Annotated in this window: 16 protein-coding genes; 11 read left to right on the forward strand and 5 right to left on the reverse strand. The window is 41.3% G+C overall.

What is annotated here, in order from left to right; translation table 11 throughout:
- The first annotated feature begins 291 nt into the window (after nucleotides 1-291).
- The 4 genes from L0B17_RS16055 (at nucleotide 292) to L0B17_RS16070 (ending at nucleotide 6734) form a co-directional block, all read left to right on the forward strand.
- The gene (locus L0B17_RS16055; protein WP_235086193.1) at nucleotides 292-993 is read left to right on the forward strand and encodes a haloacid dehalogenase type II; all 702 of its coding nucleotides are present in this window, start codon (nucleotides 292-294) and stop codon (nucleotides 991-993) included.
- Between the two features lie 518 nt (nucleotides 994-1511).
- The gene (locus L0B17_RS16060) at nucleotides 1512-2531 is read left to right on the forward strand and encodes a hypothetical protein (RefSeq protein ID WP_235086195.1); all 1020 of its coding nucleotides are present in this window, start codon (nucleotides 1512-1514) and stop codon (nucleotides 2529-2531) included.
- On the forward strand, nucleotides 2494-3384 hold the full coding sequence (locus tag L0B17_RS16065) for a fibronectin type III domain-containing protein (RefSeq protein WP_235086197.1): 891 nt from the start codon (nucleotides 2494-2496) through the stop codon (nucleotides 3382-3384). Before L0B17_RS16060 ends, L0B17_RS16065 begins: the two co-directional genes overlap by 38 nt.
- A gap of 50 nt (nucleotides 3385-3434) precedes the next feature.
- The gene (locus L0B17_RS16070) at nucleotides 3435-6734 is read left to right on the forward strand and encodes an Ig-like domain-containing protein (RefSeq protein ID WP_235086199.1); all 3300 of its coding nucleotides are present in this window, start codon (nucleotides 3435-3437) and stop codon (nucleotides 6732-6734) included.
- Nucleotides 6735-7240: 506 nt separating this feature from the next.
- Here the strand turns inward: L0B17_RS16070 and phrB are convergent.
- From phrB to L0B17_RS16085, 3 genes are all read right to left on the reverse strand, one after another.
- Nucleotides 7241-8710: a deoxyribodipyrimidine photo-lyase gene (gene phrB, locus L0B17_RS16075; protein ID WP_235086200.1), complete on the reverse strand. Its 1470-nt coding sequence runs from the start codon at nucleotides 8708-8710 to the stop codon at nucleotides 7241-7243.
- 40 nt (nucleotides 8711-8750) lie between these two features.
- Entirely contained in the window at nucleotides 8751-9713 is a 963-nt protein-coding gene (locus L0B17_RS16080; protein WP_235086202.1) for a YbgA family protein, read from the reverse strand.
- A gap of 177 nt (nucleotides 9714-9890) precedes the next feature.
- The gene (locus tag L0B17_RS16085) at nucleotides 9891-10832 is read right to left on the reverse strand and encodes a DUF368 domain-containing protein (protein ID WP_235086203.1); all 942 of its coding nucleotides are present in this window, start codon (nucleotides 10830-10832) and stop codon (nucleotides 9891-9893) included.
- A 137-nt stretch (nucleotides 10833-10969) separates the two neighbouring features.
- On the opposite strand from L0B17_RS16085, the gene L0B17_RS16090 reads away from it, so the two are divergent.
- The 5 genes from L0B17_RS16090 to L0B17_RS16110 all read left to right on the forward strand — a co-directional run bounded on the left by L0B17_RS16090 (nucleotide 10970) and on the right by L0B17_RS16110 (nucleotide 14461).
- A complete protein-coding gene (locus L0B17_RS16090; RefSeq protein ID WP_235086205.1) occupies nucleotides 10970-11449 on the forward strand; it encodes a hotdog fold domain-containing protein in 480 nt (159 codons plus the stop codon).
- An 85-nt stretch (nucleotides 11450-11534) separates the two neighbouring features.
- A complete protein-coding gene (locus L0B17_RS16095; protein WP_235086207.1) occupies nucleotides 11535-12752 on the forward strand; it encodes a DUF418 domain-containing protein in 1218 nt (405 codons plus the stop codon).
- Between the two features lie 60 nt (nucleotides 12753-12812).
- A complete protein-coding gene (locus tag L0B17_RS16100; protein WP_235086208.1) occupies nucleotides 12813-13499 on the forward strand; it encodes a YceI family protein in 687 nt (228 codons plus the stop codon).
- Nucleotides 13496-13891 carry a DUF1294 domain-containing protein gene (locus tag L0B17_RS16105; RefSeq protein WP_235086210.1) on the forward strand — a complete coding sequence of 132 codons (396 nt, stop codon included), beginning with the start codon at nucleotides 13496-13498 and terminating at the stop codon, nucleotides 13889-13891. The genes L0B17_RS16100 and L0B17_RS16105 overlap by 4 nt, the downstream gene beginning before the upstream one ends.
- A gap of 99 nt (nucleotides 13892-13990) precedes the next feature.
- Complete coding sequence (locus tag L0B17_RS16110) at nucleotides 13991-14461, forward strand: FKBP-type peptidyl-prolyl cis-trans isomerase (protein WP_235086212.1); 471 nt, start codon at nucleotides 13991-13993, stop codon at nucleotides 14459-14461.
- Nucleotides 14462-14568: 107 nt separating this feature from the next.
- Here L0B17_RS16110 and L0B17_RS16115 read toward each other — a convergent pair whose 3' ends face one another.
- Complete coding sequence (locus L0B17_RS16115) at nucleotides 14569-15789, reverse strand: M24 family metallopeptidase (protein WP_235086214.1); 1221 nt, start codon at nucleotides 15787-15789, stop codon at nucleotides 14569-14571.
- Nucleotides 15790-15988: 199 nt separating this feature from the next.
- On the opposite strand from L0B17_RS16115, the gene L0B17_RS16120 reads away from it, so the two are divergent.
- Nucleotides 15989-17782 (forward strand): aminopeptidase P family protein, encoded by a 1794-nt coding sequence (locus L0B17_RS16120; RefSeq protein ID WP_235086215.1) that lies wholly within the window; start codon nucleotides 15989-15991, stop codon nucleotides 17780-17782.
- 275 nt (nucleotides 17783-18057) lie between these two features.
- Nucleotides 18058-19359: a DEAD/DEAH box helicase gene (locus L0B17_RS16125; protein ID WP_235086217.1), complete on the forward strand. Its 1302-nt coding sequence runs from the start codon at nucleotides 18058-18060 to the stop codon at nucleotides 19357-19359.
- Between the two features lie 138 nt (nucleotides 19360-19497).
- Here L0B17_RS16125 and L0B17_RS16130 read toward each other — a convergent pair whose 3' ends face one another.
- Nucleotides 19498-19716, reverse strand: coding sequence for a DUF6500 family protein (locus L0B17_RS16130; protein WP_235086218.1), 219 nt, complete (start codon nucleotides 19714-19716; stop codon nucleotides 19498-19500).
- Nucleotides 19717-19759: the final 43 nt, after the last annotated feature.

Genomic DNA, 19759 nt, shown 5'->3' on the forward strand with positions numbered 1-19759 from the left:
TTAACCACTCATTCAATAGCGTGAAATTATCGAGGAATAACAAGCGAATAATTAGCTAGATTGCTACGACTACTGTGTACCCGATAACGCAGATAATGTTAATATGCAGTTTATTTAATTTAAGCGTTCAATCAACCCAAGCGCATAACCGCCCAGAAATGCACTCTGCATCAGTATAAGTACACCACGCTTTAACAATAGTTTAATTAATGTTGTAAAAATATACTTAGAAATAAAGACCACTCACATAAAAACATGTGCGTGACAAACATTGAGCCAAGGATATTCAAAATGACAAAAACACTCGCATTTGATGTCTATGGGACCTTAATTGACACTCATGGTGTAGTGGCTTTACTGATCAAAATGTTCAAACAAAAAACATTAGAGCGAGAAACTGAGTCAGTCATTAACCAAGCTCATGCATTTAGTCAAACATGGCGAGATAAGCAGCTTGAATATTCCTTTCGACGCGGTTTAATGCAGCAATATAAAGACTTCTCTATTTGTACTCGAGATGCACTGGAATACACTTGCCAGTTTCACATGATTCCGCTCACCAACAGCCAAAAATGCCAGCTATTAGAAAGCTATCTGACTTTGCCCGCTTTTGATGATGTCGCCCCCGCTTTACACACCTTAAAAGAGAAAGGTATCAGCCTATTTGCGTTTTCTAATGGTGAATACTCTGCCGTCGAGTCGCTATTAAAAAACGCAAATATTTTAGGATATTTTGAAGGTATTGTGAGCTGTGAAGCCATTATGACCTTTAAACCTAATCCTGCGGTGTATGAATATTTCATTCACACCACAAACGCAAAACTCAATAACGTTTGGCTGATATCCAGTAACTCTTTTGATGTTATTGGCGCTGCGGCATCAGGCTTTAAAACTGTTTGGGTTAAGCGATCACCACAGGTAATATTTGATCCCTGGGGAGTGTCGCCTACCCAAACCATTACTGATTTAGCCCAATTAGATGCAGTGATTTAACTTCAGATTTTTACTGCTTAAAAAGTGAGTGAATACTTTTATGCCCATATCAAGTCACCTTATTAGCGCCAAGGTGAGGGTACAGTGATGAAAACCTTACTTCAATGACCAAGCTTAGGGGGTTTGACCAGAGATGATGACAACGCAAAAATATTTGTGGAATAAACTCACGGTAAGCGAATAGCCACTAACTATACCCAGAAAACTCTATAGCTACCTACCATTAATTCATCGAATATCATAACACCCTACAGGTTACAATTATGTAACAATTAACATTCAAAAAAATATTAAAATACCCAACGACGACAACGCCCCTCCTACTACTCCCCTGGTAAACAAACACAAACTCCTCCACAACTACAAAATAGGTTAAAATAATGTTAACCAAGTTATTTTTTTATTTGATAAAGCTTGCTCTACTTTTTCTATGAACTAAGCTTTAATCCTAAACTGGCACAAATACTTAAAAATTATAAATTTATAACGAACTAAGCAAGTTAACTAGAGGAAGTATTATGGAACAATCGAAATTACGGCTTTTGCTATTGGCCTCTGTAGCCACTAGTGCTAGCTTTTTTGCGCCAGCAGCATGGGCCATTAATGATAATAATGCAATGGTCATTAATACTATCAGAGCCATCCCCGCAACTGCGTGTACAGCACAGAGTAAAATATCCAGTTGCATGAAGATGAACGGCAGCGTAGAGGTGACTGCAGGCACTGGGGTACCGAGCACTTATTCAATAGATGAATTGGCATACCTCAGAGATTCGACAGCGGTAAACGGGATTACCCCATCAACCTTTACGGGAAATGGCATCCCCAGCGCTGGGACGGCACAAAATTCGGGCTCATTAATGTGTTATGTGCTAGATGTGAATGCCGGTGCTGCTGGTGTTTATAATTTTTCTTGTGAAATGAGCGCATTAACATGTAACAAACTGTACCGTTATCATTTTGCAGGCTCGCATACCACGGCTGGCCAGGCCGAGCATTCTCATACCAATAGCACGAATACTTCACTTTATGCGTATTCCACCGCTTGTGCGCCCGTAAGTGGTACAAATGGCTCCTTAAATCAAACCAGCGCCGATGTGTCTGTAAATGTTAACAAAGGGGCCTTGCCTCAGACCATGAGTATCGAGTGGGGCACAACCACAGGCTATGGCAATGCGGCGGCCATCACTAATAATGCGTTAGTGGCCGCAGCAAATTCAGGCACTGCTAACGTTACCGCCTCAATGACGGGACTTAGCTGTGAGACCAGTTATCATTATCGCTTTAACACCACGACAGATGACAGCGCCGTCAATGGCAGCGTAACAGTCAATGGCAGCGATCAAACTTTTACCACTGGCAGCTGTGATACCACGCCTCCGGTATTAAGTGATATTTTACAGCTGACGGGTGGCACCACAGATTTTAGCTATACCTTGACTTCAAATGAGGCGGGTAACTTGTATTATGTGGTATTACCGTCAAGTGCTACAGCGCCTAATGCAACTCAAGTGCAAGCAGGCCAAGATTCTACCTAGTACCCCTGTAACTGCATCGGGGCAAAAAACCTTAACGGCTGCTAGTGCGGTAAATGTAATGTCTGCAGGCCTGACAGGTGAGGTGCTACATTCACTGTATGTGGTAGCTAAAGATACAGGTGGTAATACTACTGGAGTGACAAGTTATCCTATTGTTTTCACTCCAAGCGCGCCGACGACTGTTGCTGCGACATCAGGTACATCCCAAGCTAATGTTACATTTACCGCCCCTAGTTTTAATGGCGGTGGTGCTATAACAAGCTATACGGTAACATCGAACCCAGATGGATTAACAGCAACGGGCTCGAGCGCTCCAATTATCATTTCTGGATTAACCAACGGGTTACCATATACTTTTACTGTCACAGCGACTAATGCTATGGGTACAAGTACTGCTTCTTCTGCTTCAAACAGCGTGATTTCAAAGGCAATGCAAAGCATTACTTTTGCTAATCCAGGAGCTCAGGATTTCGGTAGCAGCATCACTCTATCAGCAACCAGTACATCAGGATTACCCCCTAGCTTCACATCATCAACTCCGGCTGTATGTACTGTAACAAATATTGGTGCATTAACTTTAGTGACTCCCGGCACTTGTACTATAAATGCAAATCAAAGTGGCAATAGTAGTTTTAACCCTGCGCCTCAAGTCAGTCAAAGTTTCAATATTACCGCATTGGTCGCTACCGTACCAACATCAGTGCAAGCAACTGCTGGAGATACTCAAGCTACCGTGGCCTTTACAGCGCCTAGCTTCAATGGTGGTTCGCCAGTAACAAGTTATACCGTCACTTCAACCCCAGGTAGCCTAACGGCCAGTGGGATGGCCTCGCCAGTTATAGTGCGGGTTTAACTAATGGAGTTGCTTACAACTTTAGTGTAACTGCAACTAATGGTGCGGGAGTGAGTGCAGCATCTGCACCTTCAAACTCAGTCACACCTAATGGTGCACCTGTTGTGTCTAATACTCATGTAACATTAGAGGAAGATAGCTCAATTAGCATTCAATTTAGTGCTCAAGATGACGTTGGTGATGTATTAACTTATGAAGTTGTTACCCCTCCAGCATCAGGCAGTTTTGATAAAAACGGCCTTGTGTGGCTTTACACGCCTAACGCTAACTTTAATGGTACTGACAGCGTTACCTTTACCGCGAATGATGGATCATTAAGTTCAACAATCGGCACTGTTAACATAACAGTAACAGCTGTCAATGATGCACCTAAAGCGGTAAATGATAATTACAGCCTAAGTAAAACTGCAACTAATAGTTATTCACTTTCAGTTCTTGAAAATGACTCCGATGTGGATGAAGACACATTAACGATTGAAGGCGCTGCGGCTGATGTTGGTATAGTCACAATTGACAGCGGAGTATTAATTTATAAGGCGTCGACAGATTATGTCGGACCGGTAAATTTACGTTACTCAATTTCTGATGGTCAAAAAGCTCGCAGTAACGCAAAAGTAAGCCTATTAATAACAGGCGAGAATGCTGGTGACTTACCTACTATAACGGTTCCTGACGACCTTGATGTCAACGCAACAGGACTGTTTACCAAAGTAAAACTAGGTGTGGCCACTGCAGTAGATAAATTAGGTAATAAACTACCTGTATCGTTAGTGAACTCTCAACAGCTATTTGCACCAGGTAATCACCTAGCTTATTGGCAAGCAACTGATGCACAGGGACGCACAGCTTTGAAATCGCAAAAAATTAGGGTTCACCCTCTAATCTCAATCAGCAGAGAGCAAGTTGTAGCAGAGGGAAGCGAAGTTAAAGTCAGTGTGTACTTAAATGGTGAGGCGCCTGAATATCCTATTTCTGTACCTTTTACTATATCAGGTACTGCTGATGCTAACGATCACAGTTTAGTTGATGATCAAGTAGAGATTGTTTCTGGTTTATCAGCAAGTTTCATTGTCAATGTGTATGAAGACAGTGAGGTAGAAGGAAATGAAGATTTAATCATCAACCTCGACTCGGCACTAAACCTAAGCGCTCAAAACGAGACTCGCTTAACTATATCTGAAGATAATATCGCCCCAAAAGCGAGTATTGAAGTACGTCAAGCAAATGAGTTACGCACTCAAATAAGCAAGCTAGCTGGTAAGGTATATGTTCTCGGCAAAGTAAGTGATGCAAATAGCCAAGATAACTTATCTCAAGTTTGGTCTTCTGGAGAACTGGTTCTTGAAACCGACGCAGATGGTACTTTCTTCACACCAAATACGCTCGATGTAGGTATTTACCCAATTAGTTTGACGGTAAGCGATGATGGTTCACCTAGCTTATCTACCATAGCAAGCATGAATGTAAAAGTGGCTGAGTCATTAGCTGTATTAACAGGTGAAGATTCTGATGGTGATTTGATCCCCGATGACCAAGAGGGCTTTACTGACACCGATGGTGATGGCATTCCTGACTACTTAGATGCTATATCTCAGTGTAACGTGTTACAAGAGCGTGGCCTTGAGCAAGTATTATTCCTTGCCGAAAGCCCATCCGGCATATGTTTAAGTTTAGGGAATATTGCACTAGCAGATACCAACAATGGTATAGGTTTAAGTAATGGCGCTATACCTGCAGACACAGATACAGCCAATATTGGTGGAATATTTGACTTTATTGCCACCAATTTACCTAAACAAGGTGATAGCTATAGCTTTAGCTTACCACAAGCTTTGCCAGTACCGATTAACGCTGTATACCGTAAATATAGTGCCCAAACAGGCTGGCGCGATTTTGTTATTAATGACAAAAACAGCATAGCTAGCAGTATTGGTGAGCCTGGTTTATGTCCACCACCAGGAAGCAGTTTATGGCAAGCAGGTCTTAACGAAGGTCACTGGTGTGTGCAGTTAACGATACAAGACGGCGGCGCTAATGATGATGATGGCATAGTCAATGGCACCATTGTTGATCCTGGTGGGGTAGCTGTAGTGCTTAATGGTAATAACTTACCCATAGCAGTTGCTGATACTTTCATTGTGCCAGTGAATCAAAGCCGTGACATTGATGTTCTTGCAAACGATACCGATCAAGACAATGACACGCTTATGGTAACTCAAGTGATTAGCCAATTTGGTACAGCGGTAGTATTAGGTAACCAACAAGTTAGCTATACCGCTGCGGCTAACTTTATCGGTGATGATGTATTGGTTTATAGTATCAGCGATAGTAAAGGCGGAACTGCAACTAGTAAGCTTACTGTCAGCGTGGTAGCTAATAGAGCACCTGTTGCAATAAGTGATATGGCAAGTACTGATGATAGAACCAGTATATTAGTTGATGTATTAGCTAATGATAGTGATCCTGATGACCAAGTATTAATATTAAGTTCAGTAACAGCACAACATGGTAGCGTCATGATAGAAGGTACACAAATCCGCTACACACCAAAGACTGGATTTGAAGGTACTGATACTGTGAGCTATCAAGTTAGTGATGGATTAGGAGGAGAAGCTGTAGCCAATTTAACGGTTAACGTGAAAGCGTATCAAGCGCAGACTATTAATAACCAATCCGGTGGTGGTAGCTTATCTTTATATGGATTAGTCCTGCTTGTATTTGGTAGTTTACTCCGTCGAGTGAAATGGTTAACGGTAAGCAGCGTGTTATTGGCCAGCGTGATAACACAAGCCAATGCAGCAGAAGCCAATACATGGTATGTCGATGGATTTGTAGGTCAGGCCTATGCTGATAGCAAGATACACCATTGGCAATCTCCAAACGATGTAGCCGTCATAGATGTTGATGATAGTGATACTGCATTTGGTGTGAGTGCGGGTTATCAATGGAACACGTATCTTGCTGTTGAGTTAGGTTATTCAGACTTTGGCAACGGCAGTGCGCAACTTAAAGGAAGCACCTTAACCCCTGAGGCATATCATCAAGAGTTGAAATCGGTTACCCCGATATTAGCTGACGGTATAACCTTAGGGATGCGTATCACACTAATGGAACGTGAAGATTGGCGTATTGAAGTGCCGGTGGGGCTATTTCGATGGGATGCCGATATTGTCAGTGACATGAATAATAGTCGCCTAACAACAGGCATGAGCGGTACCGATTGGTATGCAGGGATGCAATTTAGTTATCAAATGACAAAATCTTGGTCTTTAGGTATCGGGTATCAATATATAGATTTGGACCCAAATGATATTATAACGGGTCAGTTTAGTTTGCGTTATCGTTTTTAATCGATAAATGAAGTGAAAAAGGAGCTAATGAGCTCCTTTTTTATTGAGCCTAAGTCATTCACTATTCACTTAGCCTCTACTCGGATGTACAGATTAATTCAATAAGCTAAATTCAACTTGTTTAGCCTATTGAATAGCAAAACTTACCATTTGTTTTAAAACAAACTGTATTAACGTGTATATAGCTGGCCTACTGCACGTTAATGGAGGGCTGCTATTAAAATAAGAATCTGTTGAATAGGCATTTACTATATTGTCTGGGGTTAATTAATCCGAGTTATTTAGGTTTTGCTGTTTGAAGCGCATTGTTGTAAAAATTGTTACTTTCTTATAAAAGTACAATAAAAAATGGGAAACTGGAGTGGTTTCCCAAGCAAGAGGTTCATGATTTCATGCTGAATTTTGGAGTTTTATGTGCCTTTGACATAAAGCAACTATGCCTTCAACCCTATCACCTACCTATCTGTGTAACTCATACTAAATGAACAGATAATTAATGGTACTGGTTACCCTCGTTTCAATGCAGCTAGCACTTCAATTGCCCGTTTTCTGGCAAAGCTATGTTCAACAATTGGTAAAGAATAAGCATTAGCTTGCTTAGCACGCTCAGAGAATAAATCTGCCATCAAATTGCCCTGCTGTGCTTTAAGATGTGGCTCGTGTATGTGTTTCAAGCTCCAACCAGCCACTTCGGGCACAAACTGTTTTATAAAACTCGCATCAGGGTCAAACTTACTGCTTTGAGTCATAGGATTAAACACCCTAAAATACGGCTGTGCATCACAGCCGGTTCCTGCTGACCATTGCCAACCACCGTTATTAGCGGCCAAATCGCCGTCTATTAATTGTTGCCTAAAATACTGCTCACCCCAGCGCCAATCTATTAATAAATGCTTAGTTAAAAAGCTGGCAACTACCATACGTAATCGATTATGCATCCAACCGGTTTGGATTAACTGGCGCATTGCCGCATCGACTATTGGATAACCCGTTTGCCCTTGACACCAGGCATCAAACTCTGTCTTATCGTTGCGCCATTGTATGTGCTGACCAAGGTCGTTGAAGTTTTGGCCTCGAGATAATTTAGGAAATGCCACCAGCAAATGACGATAAAACTCACGCCAAATAAGTTCGTTAAGCCAGGTTTTAGCTGGGCTTGCATCATTTATTAGTACATCGGGGTAATGAAACAAAATCGCTGTAATGCATTGCCGTGCACTAATCACACCAATGGCTAAATATGGCGACAGTCTGCTAGTACCCTCTATTGCAGGGAAATCTCGTTGTAGTTGATAATCGCTAATATCTTGCGCAATAAACTGCTGTAATAACTCTCTTGCGCTATCTTCTCCTGCTGCCCATTGCTGACTACTAACAGGATTGGGATAATGCGATTGAATATTGAACTTGATTGCCTCTGAGCTGTCAATGGGTGTATTAAAGCTTGCTGCTGGCAAAGGTTTAATTAATTTACCCGCAGCTATCTTCTTCCACGCTTTTGAAAACGGGGTAAACACTTTATACATAGTGCCAGACAGAGTCGTTACTGACCCCGCAGTAAGTAAACAATCCTGCTCAATTAATGCTAAAGGTATACCCGCTGCGATTAATTTCATATCGCGCTGGCGTTCATTATATTCAGGTTCATTAGCCGCAAAAATTTTATCAATGTGATGCTCTGCGCAATATTGTTGCAACCAAGGCAACATATCGTCAAAACGATCTAAATGAACAACCTCTAAAGCAATACCAATACTGGCTAGATTTTGTTTAAGTAGATTGACATGTCGTTCAATAAAATCGATTTGAATGGCTGCCACATCATGTTCAGCCCACTGAGCTGGAGTAACAAAAAACACAGCATTAACCTGTGAGTTTTGCTGTAATGCAAACTCACAAGCCTGGCTTAGGGCAGGATGATCATGAATACGTAAATCTTGCCTAAACCACACTAGGCTATTTGCTACTACTTGCATCAGTTACCTTACTTGTCTGCATAGGGTTAAAAAGTAAACCTTAATAGGCGTAACGTAGTTTTAATGTTTCTGGATGTGGATTTAAATAAATTTGCTCAGCGATATAAGGCACTTCAAACTCTTTCAAATAATGATTAATTAACGTAATGGGCACCAGTAAAGGTAATAAACCTTCACGATATTTCATTATAGATTCAGTCAATTCTTCTTTTTGACGCGCATTTAAATGCTTTTTAAAATAGCCCTGAATATGTTGTAAGGTACTCGTGTGATTTTTACGGGTAGCCTTAACCTTTAAAGCAGTCATGAAGCCGGTAAAGTAAGTATCAGCAGTTTGTTCTAAATCGTTAATCTCGGCTAATACAGGACCTAACTCACGGTACCATTTAGGGCTATGAGCCATAAGCAGATATTTGTAGCGAGAATGAAACTGAATGAGTTTATGCTTTGTTAAGCCCGACGCTAACATTTTACGCCAATCATCGTAGGCATAAACCCGGGTAAAGAAGTTTTCGCGAATGATCATGTCATTTAGGCGACCTTCCTCTTCAACGGGTAATAATGGATATTTATCCATTAACGCTTTAGCAAACACCCCTACACCACTTTTAGTGCTGTTATTGGTGCCAATTTTGTACTCTAAAACACGCTCCATGCCGCAAGTGGGTGACTTGGCACATAAAACATAGCCACCTAGGTAACCTAGCTCAGCCACTTTATTTTGACTGAACTCTGTTAATTTAGCGGTAACATCAAGGCTACCATCAGCACTTTGAATATATAACACATCGCCATCAAGCACCTGACGAATACTCTTTCTGGGCGCGCCCATACCAATAGCCATTTCAGGGCAAATGCTAGTGTATTCAAAAAAGGGCTCAATTTCTTTGGCGCAGTAATAAGAGTTTTTATGACCACCGTCAAATCGTACCTCATTTCCAAGCAAACAACTGCTGATACCTATTTGAATTTTTTCTGGCGTAAATGTCTCTGATTTATTCATAAGAACGCACTCCTGTGGCGGTTAAAATAGAAATAGTGCTGTGTAACTTAGCAGCTAATACGAGTCTTTGTTAAAAGTAGTTTATTTTTAACAAAAAAAAACAGAACTAGTGCTCTGTTTTATTAAATTAATATTAAGGTTAGCTATTCACTTTGATATGCTTAACATTTGATATATTCAATTCTTAGTATGTTTAGCGCCAATAGTATGCTTAGCGCCAAAAAACTCTAGTGACCACACTAATCCTATACCGAATAAAGCACATGCAACCGCAACACCGAGCTGATGAGCTTCGCCTGTGATAGCTTGAAAATCAAATGGGGTTAGATTTTGCTCCAATAACGGCACTTGTTTTCCGCTGGAGTTCTCTCGCCACGTCACAACCTCTTTCCAAGGCCAAATTTTACCTAATGTGCCTAACATCAGTCCGATAAGAAACATCAAGGTCGCATCATGAAACTTACGCAACAACGCCGAAAGTACATGACTGAAGCTCAATAAACCAAGAATACACCCCATTGCAAAACAGGCTAAATAAGCAATATCAAACCCTTTTACTGCGGCTAACACCGCTGGATATATTCCCATAAGCAGTAAAATAAAGCTGCCTGAAATACCCGGTAAAATCATTGCACAAATCGCGATAGATCCAGCAAAAAAGAAATTAATATAACTGGCCTCTATCGCAATAGGATTTAATACCGTAATCCCCCAAGCTAGCAACACTCCCAAAGCAAATAGAACGACTCGCTGCAGATTAAACTGGCTCACTTGTTTAAGCATATGAATAACAGAGAATAATATCAGCCCGAAAAAGAATGACCATACGGGAATGGGGTGAGTCACTATCAGCCATGAGATTAACTTTGCAAAGGAAAAAATGCTCGTCAAAATACCAGCAAATACACAGACTAAAAATGGGCCATTTATATGTAAAAAGGCCGCTTTAACCCCCTGCTTGCGTACAATACCAAATAATGTAGGGTTAATTTTGCGAATACCATCAAGTAAAGGGTCTAAAATACCTGTGATAAACGCTATGGTTCCACCAGAAACACCAGGAACTACATCCGCAGCGCCCATGGCCATGCCTTTTAAATATGTTTTTAATAACTTCAAAATTAATCCTAATCCCTGAGCTAAACTGAATAATATTGCTGGCGATTATACCCACTTGCGGTTAGGCAAACTACTAGCAGAGTGTGAACATTAATGCTAACCTCATCCGACCAGACAATAATCACCCGCAATGGATTATGAATAACAACAAAACCAATAAAGTCATGGCATTATATCAAAAGGTAACGAGTTATCCTTTTGGTCACGCTATATTTTCTAAAATAGTGGCCCGTATGGCACCGTATTTCGGCACTATTCATCCACACATTACATCGTTAAAAGAACATCGATGTGAATGCTTGATTAAAAAGCGTAAAAGCGTCCAAAATCATATTGGTACAGTTCATGTTATCGCTATTTGTAACGGCATGGAAATGGCGATGGGGACTATGGCGGAAGCCTCTATTCCTAAACACTTACGTTGGATCCCTAAAGGCATGTCGGTCGACTATACCGCTAAAGCTGGCACTGACATTTTATGTGTAGCAGAAGTACAACCTGAGCAATGGCAAGTCGGTGATATGTTAGTTGACGTAAAAGCTTACGACACCAATGGTGTTGTGGTTGTTCAAGGTCATATCAAATTATGGATTTCAGAAAAACCAGTAAAGGTATAAGCTAAGTTCACAAATGGACTAAATCTTTAGAATGATAGAACCATTACACCTTTGTAATGCTTCTATCATACATTATGGATAATACATGCTTATAAACCATCAAACAGATCACGCTTTACGCGTTTCAAATAGTAACGATATTTCTCCAGATCACCGTATTCAACCTCATAGGCGACTCGCCAATTTAGATGCGATACGAGGCTTTGCCTTGTTAGGTATTTTGTTCCTCAACATCTATTTTATGGCGAACAACTTTTACGGTTACGCCCCTCACCAACCAGAAATAGCATCCGATATAATCATAGAAATTATCAGTAACTTCTTATTGGAAGGCCGCTTTATCAGCTTATTCTCCATGCTATTTGGGGCAGGATTATGGTTGCAATATCAGAAAACGATTAGCTTAAATAGCAAAAATGATCACAGCACCAACAACAAAGTTGCGCCTAAAAAGAGCAGTATAAAACGCCGACTTTACTTATTAATCGCACTCGGGGCGATTCACGGAGTATTTTTATTTTCTGGCGATATATTACTCAGCTATGGTTTGTGTGGCCTAGTGGTGTGTCGCTACGTCACCCTTGAGCCAAAACAATTATTAGCCAAATCAGCACTGTTTATGGTAATCGCAATGGCTGTTATCGCACTTATTTCTATCACCCTTGAGGATGAACAATTCTACCGCGGCTCAGACTATTTTATTGAACAACTCGCGATTTGGACTGGCAGTTATACAGACCAGGTCGTGATGCAAGCTTATATGATTGGTTATATGTTACTGATTATCCCCATTTCGATTCTCTGGTACGGCGCAAGTTTAATGCTAATTGGCATAGCCTTAATGAAGCAGGGCTATTTTGAGCGCGGCTTCAGTCATAAACAACTTGGGCTATTTGCCTGTATAAGTATCACTTTTGCTAGCATTGATAGCCTATTAAGCCTGTCAGACTCTGCTGTATTAAAAGAGATTTCAGGGATATTTATGATGCTTGGCGCTATTCCAACGGCATTGGTTTATTGGCATATTATTGTGAAAATTTGTCAAAACAACCCGCTAAGGCTAACCTGGCTGCAAAATATCGGCCGACTGTCGTTAAGTTTTTATATACTTCAATCCGTATTAGGCATAATGCTATTAAGGCATTGGATGCCACAATGGCAAATGGAGTTTGATCGCATCGACTATATGTTATTGGCAATAGTATTAGGGCTATTACAACTATTTTTAGCCGCCCTATATTTACGTTTTTTCTCCCAAGGGCCGTTAGAATATTTAATGGCAAAGTTAACCAAACACAGTTAATTATGTCGCTTTAATATATCGCTAATGTCATCCAGATAAGCAAACGGCTTAGGAGTATTTTTGAAAAATTTAACCCATCAATATTTTCGCATTATATTTATTAGCCTAAGTCTAATAGGGCTTTCAGGCTGCATAAGTTGGGTCACTCCAGCGGTAACACCTCAGCTAACCGAGCTACCAGCCGGCGAATATACCTTAGACCCTAATCATGCCGCACTCGTGTTCAAAATTCAGCATTTAGGCTTGTCTACCTATGTGGGACGATTTAATCAATTTGATGCCAAACTGAGTTTTGCCCCTAACAATATGCAGGCGGCACAATTAGAAGCCACAGTGCAAATTGACTCATTAGATATTAATAATCAAAAGCTTGAAAAAACACTACAAAATAGTAACTGGTTTGACAGTAAACAGTTTCCTCAAGCTTATTTTAAAAGTCAAAAAGTCACGGCAGTTAGCTCAATTAAAACGAGTCTCACTAAAGCTGGTGCAGAAGTAGATCCGAATGAGGCGCTAAATAGTAATCAGTTTGAGTTCTATGGATTACTGACCTTGCATGGAATCACGCAACCTGTCACATTTAACGCCACCTTTCATGGCGGGGCAGACAACTGGATGACGGGTAAATACACCTTAGGATTTAGTGCGATAGGCACAATAAAGCGGTCTGACTTTGGCATCAGCAGTTACATCCCCATTGTGGGCGATGAAATACAATTAGAAATTTATGCGGAGTTTTTAAAATGATGATATTTGCAATTGTTATGTTAGGTGTATGGCTAGTGCTGCTGGCTGTAGGTTATGGGTTTTACGCCCTTTCACCGTGGGTAATTGGTGTATTTGTAGGCCTAAATCTACTGAGCTTTATTGTCACTTGGTATGACAAACGTGTCGCTACACATAATCAACAGGCCAGCACGAATCCATCATCGACATCAAATCAACGCAGCCGAATCAGTGAAAAAACCTTATATATTTATGCCCTACTTGGCGGCTGGCCAGCGGCAATAATAGCCCAACAACACTTTCGCCATAAAACGCAAAAAAATGCCTTCAAATACCGCTTTTGGCTATCTATTTTTGCCAATATTCTCCTGACTATCGGCATCAGTTATTTATATCTGTTGTATACAGTTTAAGGTTATTTAACCACGCGCCAAAGCGCTCACTGTCGCCTCAATATAAACTAGGTTACACTAGCAAATAATTTCCACTGTTGATAATAAAGAGAATTATTTATGCGCATGATCATTGCCGTCGCCGTAATCGCTTTAGTTATTTTTTACTTTTTTAGCCAGATGAACAACCAAAAAGCAGCTAAAGAAAACATTGTTAAAGGTAACGCTTTTTTAGCTGAAAACGCCAAGCGTGAAGATGTAGTACAAACCTTATCTGGCTTGCAATATGAAGTGCTCACTAAAAGCAACAATACCGAACACCCTACCGCTAAAAGTAATGTCACTGTGCATTACCACGGCACTTTAATCGACGGTACGGTTTTCGACAGCTCAGTTGAACGCGGCCAAACGATCGCTTTTCCACTTAACCAAGTCATTAAAGGCTGGACTGAAGGTGTACAGTTAATGACTATTGGTGATAAATTCCGTTTTTATATTCCAAGTCAATTAGCTTACGGTAATCGCACCAGCGGAAAAATTGTGGGCGGTTCAGTGCTAATATTTGATGTTGAGCTATTTGAAATCAACTAATTTATTCGCTTTACTATTTGATTAAAAACGCCTCATAACTTGAGGCGTTTTTTTATGCGTGCAATAACAATATACACTCAACGTAAACTTGAAAACGATATATTGAGTTAACCAAGATAAAAAGGATCATCTATTGATTTTGCAGGCAGAGTAAACCATTTTGCTCCGGTTGTTGTCATGTAGAAATGATCTTCATGACGAACGCCAAATTCGCCTGGTACACACAACATAGGTTCATTACTAAAACACATACCAGCGGCCAATGGAGTGCGATCACTTTTAACTAAATAAGGCCATTCATGAATGTCTAAGCCAATTCCGTGACCGGTACGGTGTGGTAGACCTGGCACTGCATATCCAGGGCCAAAACCAGCATTCTCAATAACTTGTCTCGCCGCTGTATCAACATCACCACAAGGTAGGCCAATTTTAGCCGTATTAAAAGCCGCTAACTGTGCTTGTTGCTCTAACGACCATAATTCACGCTGGCGTGGGCTAGGCTCACCAAATACATAAGTGCGAGTAATATCTGAGTTGTATCCTTCTAACTGAAAACCCGTGTCAATTAACACAGTATCATTTTTTGATAAGGTTTTAGGTGACTTGACCCCATGTGGATAGGCAGTATCTTCACCAAATAACACAATACAAAAATATGAGCCTCGTTTGGCACCGACCTTTCGATGTGCGGTATCAATAAAAGCAGTGACTTCGTCTGTGGTAATACCTTCATATAATATACTGGCAGCGGCTTTGTGCACCTCAATCGTCATGCTCATTGCTTGCTGAATAAGGGCTAACTCGGCTGGCGATTTGATCATTCGACAACCTGCTGTCACAGACTTTGCATCAACTAAAGTTAGTTGTGGCAAGACCTTAGCAATACCATTACTGATAAAATATGAAGTCGACTCATCAATAGCGAGTTTGGCATGGCTGGCATCGATTCCCATCACGGCAAGCGTATCAGCTAACAACACATACGGACTTTCATCCTCGTGCCACGTTTTCACCGCCCCTTCAACAAGCATATAGCCTAGTATGGTGTCCAATTCAAATGCGGGAGCGATAAACTGTACCTGCCCCTTAGCAGGTAAAATAGCACCCACCATGCGCTCGCTGGCAAACCAACGCATCCCCGTAAAGTAGTAAAGGTTAGTGCCAGCATTGAGGTATATGGCATCGATACCTTGCTGTTGCATCAACTGCTGTGCCTTAGCAATACGCGCCTCAAATTCAGCTAAGGCTATGGGCTCAACATTTTGAGTCATATTTTTTAAGCCTTCAAGGGCTTGCTGTGGGCTAACGCCACCAATACCGATTGTCATATAAACTCCAAAATTGTTGGGTTGTGCTTGCTTACTTCAGCAAAAAATAGCCGAGAATGCGCGTTGAAATTGTATACAATATAAAGTTACAATTCGTTAGGTCAAGTTAAAGTACAGTTCACTTGCAACTTATCATCTGAGCTTGAGATAATCAGGCCACGTTTCTTACTCGCCACCCTATTTCTGGAGTCGCCTTTCTATGTCTCAATCGTCTGTTATTGCAGAGCGTCTTAGCGCTATTCGCCAGCAACTTATTATCGAAAATATCGATGCTTTTATTATTCCTCGCGCGGATGAATATTTAGGTGAATACGTTCCAGCCAGAAATGAGCGACTACATTGGGCTACTGGCTTTACTGGCTCAGCAGGTATGGCGATAGTATTAAAAGACACCGCCGCTATTTTTACCGACGGCCGCTACACAGTACAAGTACCTCAACAAGTTGATGGTACATTATTTCAATATTTAAGCTTAACTGACGACCCGCAAATTGACTGGTTAATTGACACCCTTGGTGCGGGCAGTAAGGTCGGCATCGATAGCCGTTTACATACGTTAACCTGGTATCAAAATGCTAAAGCACAATTTGATAAAGCCGATATTGAATTAGTTGATGTACAACAAAACCCGATTGATGTGCATTGGCAAAACCGTCCTCAGTTACCAAGCTCACCGTTTACGCTTTTTAGTCATCAAGGCGCTGGCCGAAACAGTGTAGACAAACGCCAACAAATCGGCGCATTAGTTAAAAAACAAGGTGCTGATGTGGCACTTATAGCCGCGCTAGACTCATTTTGTTGGTTGCTCAATATTCGAGGCAACGATGTACCACGTTTACCGGTTATTTTAGGAAGCGCCCTTTTAGCGACCAATGGTGATATGACTTTATTCACTGACGTAAGCAAAGTACCTCCAGGTTTTGCAGAGCATGTCGGCGAAGGCGTTACCGTAAAAGATGAAGCTGAATTAGCCACGGCATTAGCGGCGCTGACAGGGGTTAAGTTATTAGCAGATCCTAATTCAGCTAATGCATTCTCGCAGCTTCAAGCCCAAGCTGCTGGCGCAAAATTAATTGCCGGACTTGATCCTGTTGCCCTGCCTAAAGCACAAAAAAATGCCGCCGAGCTTGCAGGCATCAAAGCCTGTCATATTCGTGACGGTGTTGCTGTTTCACGTTTTCTAGCCTGGTTAGACAGCCAAGTTGAACAAGGCATTATGCATGATGAAGCCGCCTTGGCTGAGCAATTAGAAAGTTACCGCTTACAAGACCCACTGTATCGCGAACCTAGTTTTGATACCATTTCAGCGACGGGCGCCAACGCCGCTATGTGCCACTACAATCACAATAATGGCACCCCAAGCACCATGGCGATGAACAGTATTTATCTAGTAGACTCTGGCGCACAATACCTAGACGGCACCACAGATGTCACTCGCACAATAGCCATTGGTAAGGTGACCGATGAACAAAGAAAAATGGTTACTTTAGTATTAAAAGGCCATATTGCGTTAGACACTGCGCGTTTTCCTAAAGGCACTTCTGGTGTACAGCTAGATGCATTTGCACGCCAGTATTTATGGCAACACGGTTTTGACTATGACCACGGTACCGGCCATGGTGTGGGTCACTTTTTAAGTGTCCATGAAGGCCCGCAACGCATAGGCAAAAACGTTAATGGCGTCGCGCTATTACCTGGAATGGTGTTATCAAATGAGCCTGGTTATTACCGTGCTAGTGGTTTTGGTATTCGCATCGAAAACTTAGTGGTAGTACAACACTGTGAAGCGCTAAAAGGCAGCGAGCGTGAAATGTATGAATTTGACGCCATCACACTTATCCCAATGGATGCACGCCTGATTGATAAAACGCTATTATCAACAAGCGAAATTAATTGGTTTAATCAATATCACGCCAAAGTACGCAAAACATTAACACCTTTAATGCAAGGTGATGATTTAGTTTGGTTAAATAAAGTTACCATGGCAATTTAAGCGCTTATAACTATAATGACTAAGCGGCGATCATTACCCGATCGCCGTTTTTATTGGATAAAGTGCAAGAACTATACAAACTATATCGAAAAGTTTGTTATACTCCGCGCCCGTCAAAACACGTACGTTTGATACGTCAACATGCCTAAGATTACTGATAATATAAGGCATTAATTGTGCGTAACTCATCCCAAAAACATACGCTGTAATATACAAATATTGTAAAACCCCGCCGAATAAACTGTCGGCTTGATGCTTAATTAGGAACTGAAACCATGAAATTTGAATCTTTTAGCTTCGCACCTGAACTTTTACGCGCGATCGCTGAATGCGGTTATCAGACAATGACACCAGTTCAGCGCCAAGCCATTCCTGCTATTCGCCGTGGTTCAGATGTACTAGCCAGTGCTCAAACTGGTACAGGTAAAACCGCTGCATTCGCTTTACCTATTTTGCAAAAAATGATTGAAAAGCCTAGAGCCCCTATTGCATCTAACACTCGCGTATTGATCCTTACCCCAACACGTGAATTAGCCGCACAGGTTGCCGACAATGTTGCCGCTTACGGTAAATACATGAACATCAATGTATTAACCATTTATGGTGGCGTCAAAATGGACAGCCAAGCAGTAAAACTAAAACGCGGCACCGATGTCATTGTTGCCACACCAGGTCGATTACTTGAGCACATTTTGTCGTGTAACTTAAGCTTATCCCACGTTGATTTTTTAGTGCTAGATGAAGCTGACCGCATGTTAGATATGGGCTTTAGTGCTGATATTGAAAAAATCATGCAAGCAGTGAACAAGAATCGTCAAAACTTATTGTTTTCAGCGACCTTCTCGACAGCCGTAAAAAAACTCGCAAATAACATGCTAAACAAGCCTATAATAATTTCTGCTAACGACCAAAATAGTACCGCAGATACGATCAGCCAAGTGGTTTATCCGGTTGAGCAACGCCGTAAACGCGAATTGTTATCTGAATTAATTGGCACCAAAAACTGGCACAAAGTATTAGTATTTAGTGCAACTCGCGCAGATACAGAACTATTAGTCACAGAATTGAACCTTGATGGTATTCCTACCGCAGTAGTTCATGGTGAGAAATCCCAAGGTACTCGTCGCCGTGCTTTACGTGAGTTTATGGAAGGGAAAATTCGCGTATTAGTCTCTACCGAAGTGGCCGCGCGTGGCTTAGACATTCCTGACTTACAGTACGTGGTCAACTACGACCTACCTTTCTTGCCTGAAGATTATGTTCATCGTATTGGCCGTACTGGCCGTGCAGGTAAATCTGGGGTTGCTATTTCATTTGTGAGTCGTGAAGAAGAGCGTACCTTAAATGATATTGAAAAGTTAATTGGTCAAAAAATTCGTCGTATTACCGTACCAGGTTATGAAGTCAGTAATCGCGAACTGCTGCTCAAGCAAATTCAAAAGCGTCGCAGTTTTGGTAAAAGCAAACAACGTGATGACGGTGCAAATGCTCAAATGGTGGCTGAAAAAAGTATGCAAGGCCGCCGCGTAGCCGTTGGTCAGTCTAAAGATGCTGTAAAGTATAAAAAAATTAAGTAACTGTCACCCAACCATAGGGTAGTTCATAGCTTAAACCATAAAAGCGCTGGTAATTTACCGGCGCTTTTATGTAGCTGCAGTTTATATTACTCAACCTTAGCATTGTCGTTGCCAAGAAAAAGTAAATATCAGGGTAAATTACTTACCTTCTTGAACCATAGCCAGGATCTTGACCGCCTTTTCAAAGTGATCAAGTTTATGGGTTTGGATCCACCAAGTTGCGGCTTCCATTAATAGTGCCAGGTTATCATTTCTATTCGCAAAAAAAGCATAAAAAGATAAGCCGACATTGGTGCCTTTTTGATCAATTTTTTTAAGGCAAACTGCCACAATCGTTTCTCTTAATGTATCCCGCACTAAATACTCCTAATATTTATTTTTACACCTGCTGAAATAAACT

Source organism: Shewanella sp. OMA3-2, assembly GCF_021513195.1.
In the GTDB taxonomy this organism is placed as follows: Bacteria; Pseudomonadota; Gammaproteobacteria; order Enterobacterales; family Shewanellaceae; genus Shewanella.

Excerpts from the sequence above, each read along its gene's own strand:
- L0B17_RS16115 (WP_235086214.1), bottom strand. The coding sequence starts at position 15,789 with ATGACAATCGGTATTGGTGGCGTTAGCCCACAGCAAGCCCTTGAAGGC.
- phrB (WP_235086200.1), bottom strand. The coding sequence starts at position 8,710 with ATGCAAGTAGTAGCAAATAGCCTAGTGTGGTTTAGGCAAGATTTACGT.
- L0B17_RS16110 (WP_235086212.1), top strand. The coding sequence starts at position 13,991 with ATGCGCATGATCATTGCCGTCGCCGTAATCGCTTTAGTTATTTTTTAC.
- L0B17_RS16105 (WP_235086210.1), top strand. The coding sequence starts at position 13,496 with ATGATGATATTTGCAATTGTTATGTTAGGTGTATGGCTAGTGCTGCTG.
- L0B17_RS16095 (WP_235086207.1), top strand. The coding sequence starts at position 11,535 with ATGCTTATAAACCATCAAACAGATCACGCTTTACGCGTTTCAAATAGT.
- L0B17_RS16055 (WP_235086193.1), top strand. The coding sequence starts at position 292 with ATGACAAAAACACTCGCATTTGATGTCTATGGGACCTTAATTGACACT.
- L0B17_RS16065 (WP_235086197.1), top strand. The coding sequence starts at position 2,494 with ATGCAACTCAAGTGCAAGCAGGCCAAGATTCTACCTAGTACCCCTGTA.
- L0B17_RS16120 (WP_235086215.1), top strand. The coding sequence starts at position 15,989 with ATGTCTCAATCGTCTGTTATTGCAGAGCGTCTTAGCGCTATTCGCCAG.
- L0B17_RS16060 (WP_235086195.1), top strand. The coding sequence starts at position 1,512 with ATGGAACAATCGAAATTACGGCTTTTGCTATTGGCCTCTGTAGCCACT.
- L0B17_RS16090 (WP_235086205.1), top strand. The coding sequence starts at position 10,970 with ATGAATAACAACAAAACCAATAAAGTCATGGCATTATATCAAAAGGTA.
- L0B17_RS16080 (WP_235086202.1), bottom strand. The coding sequence starts at position 9,713 with ATGAATAAATCAGAGACATTTACGCCAGAAAAAATTCAAATAGGTATC.
- L0B17_RS16125 (WP_235086217.1), top strand. The coding sequence starts at position 18,058 with ATGAAATTTGAATCTTTTAGCTTCGCACCTGAACTTTTACGCGCGATC.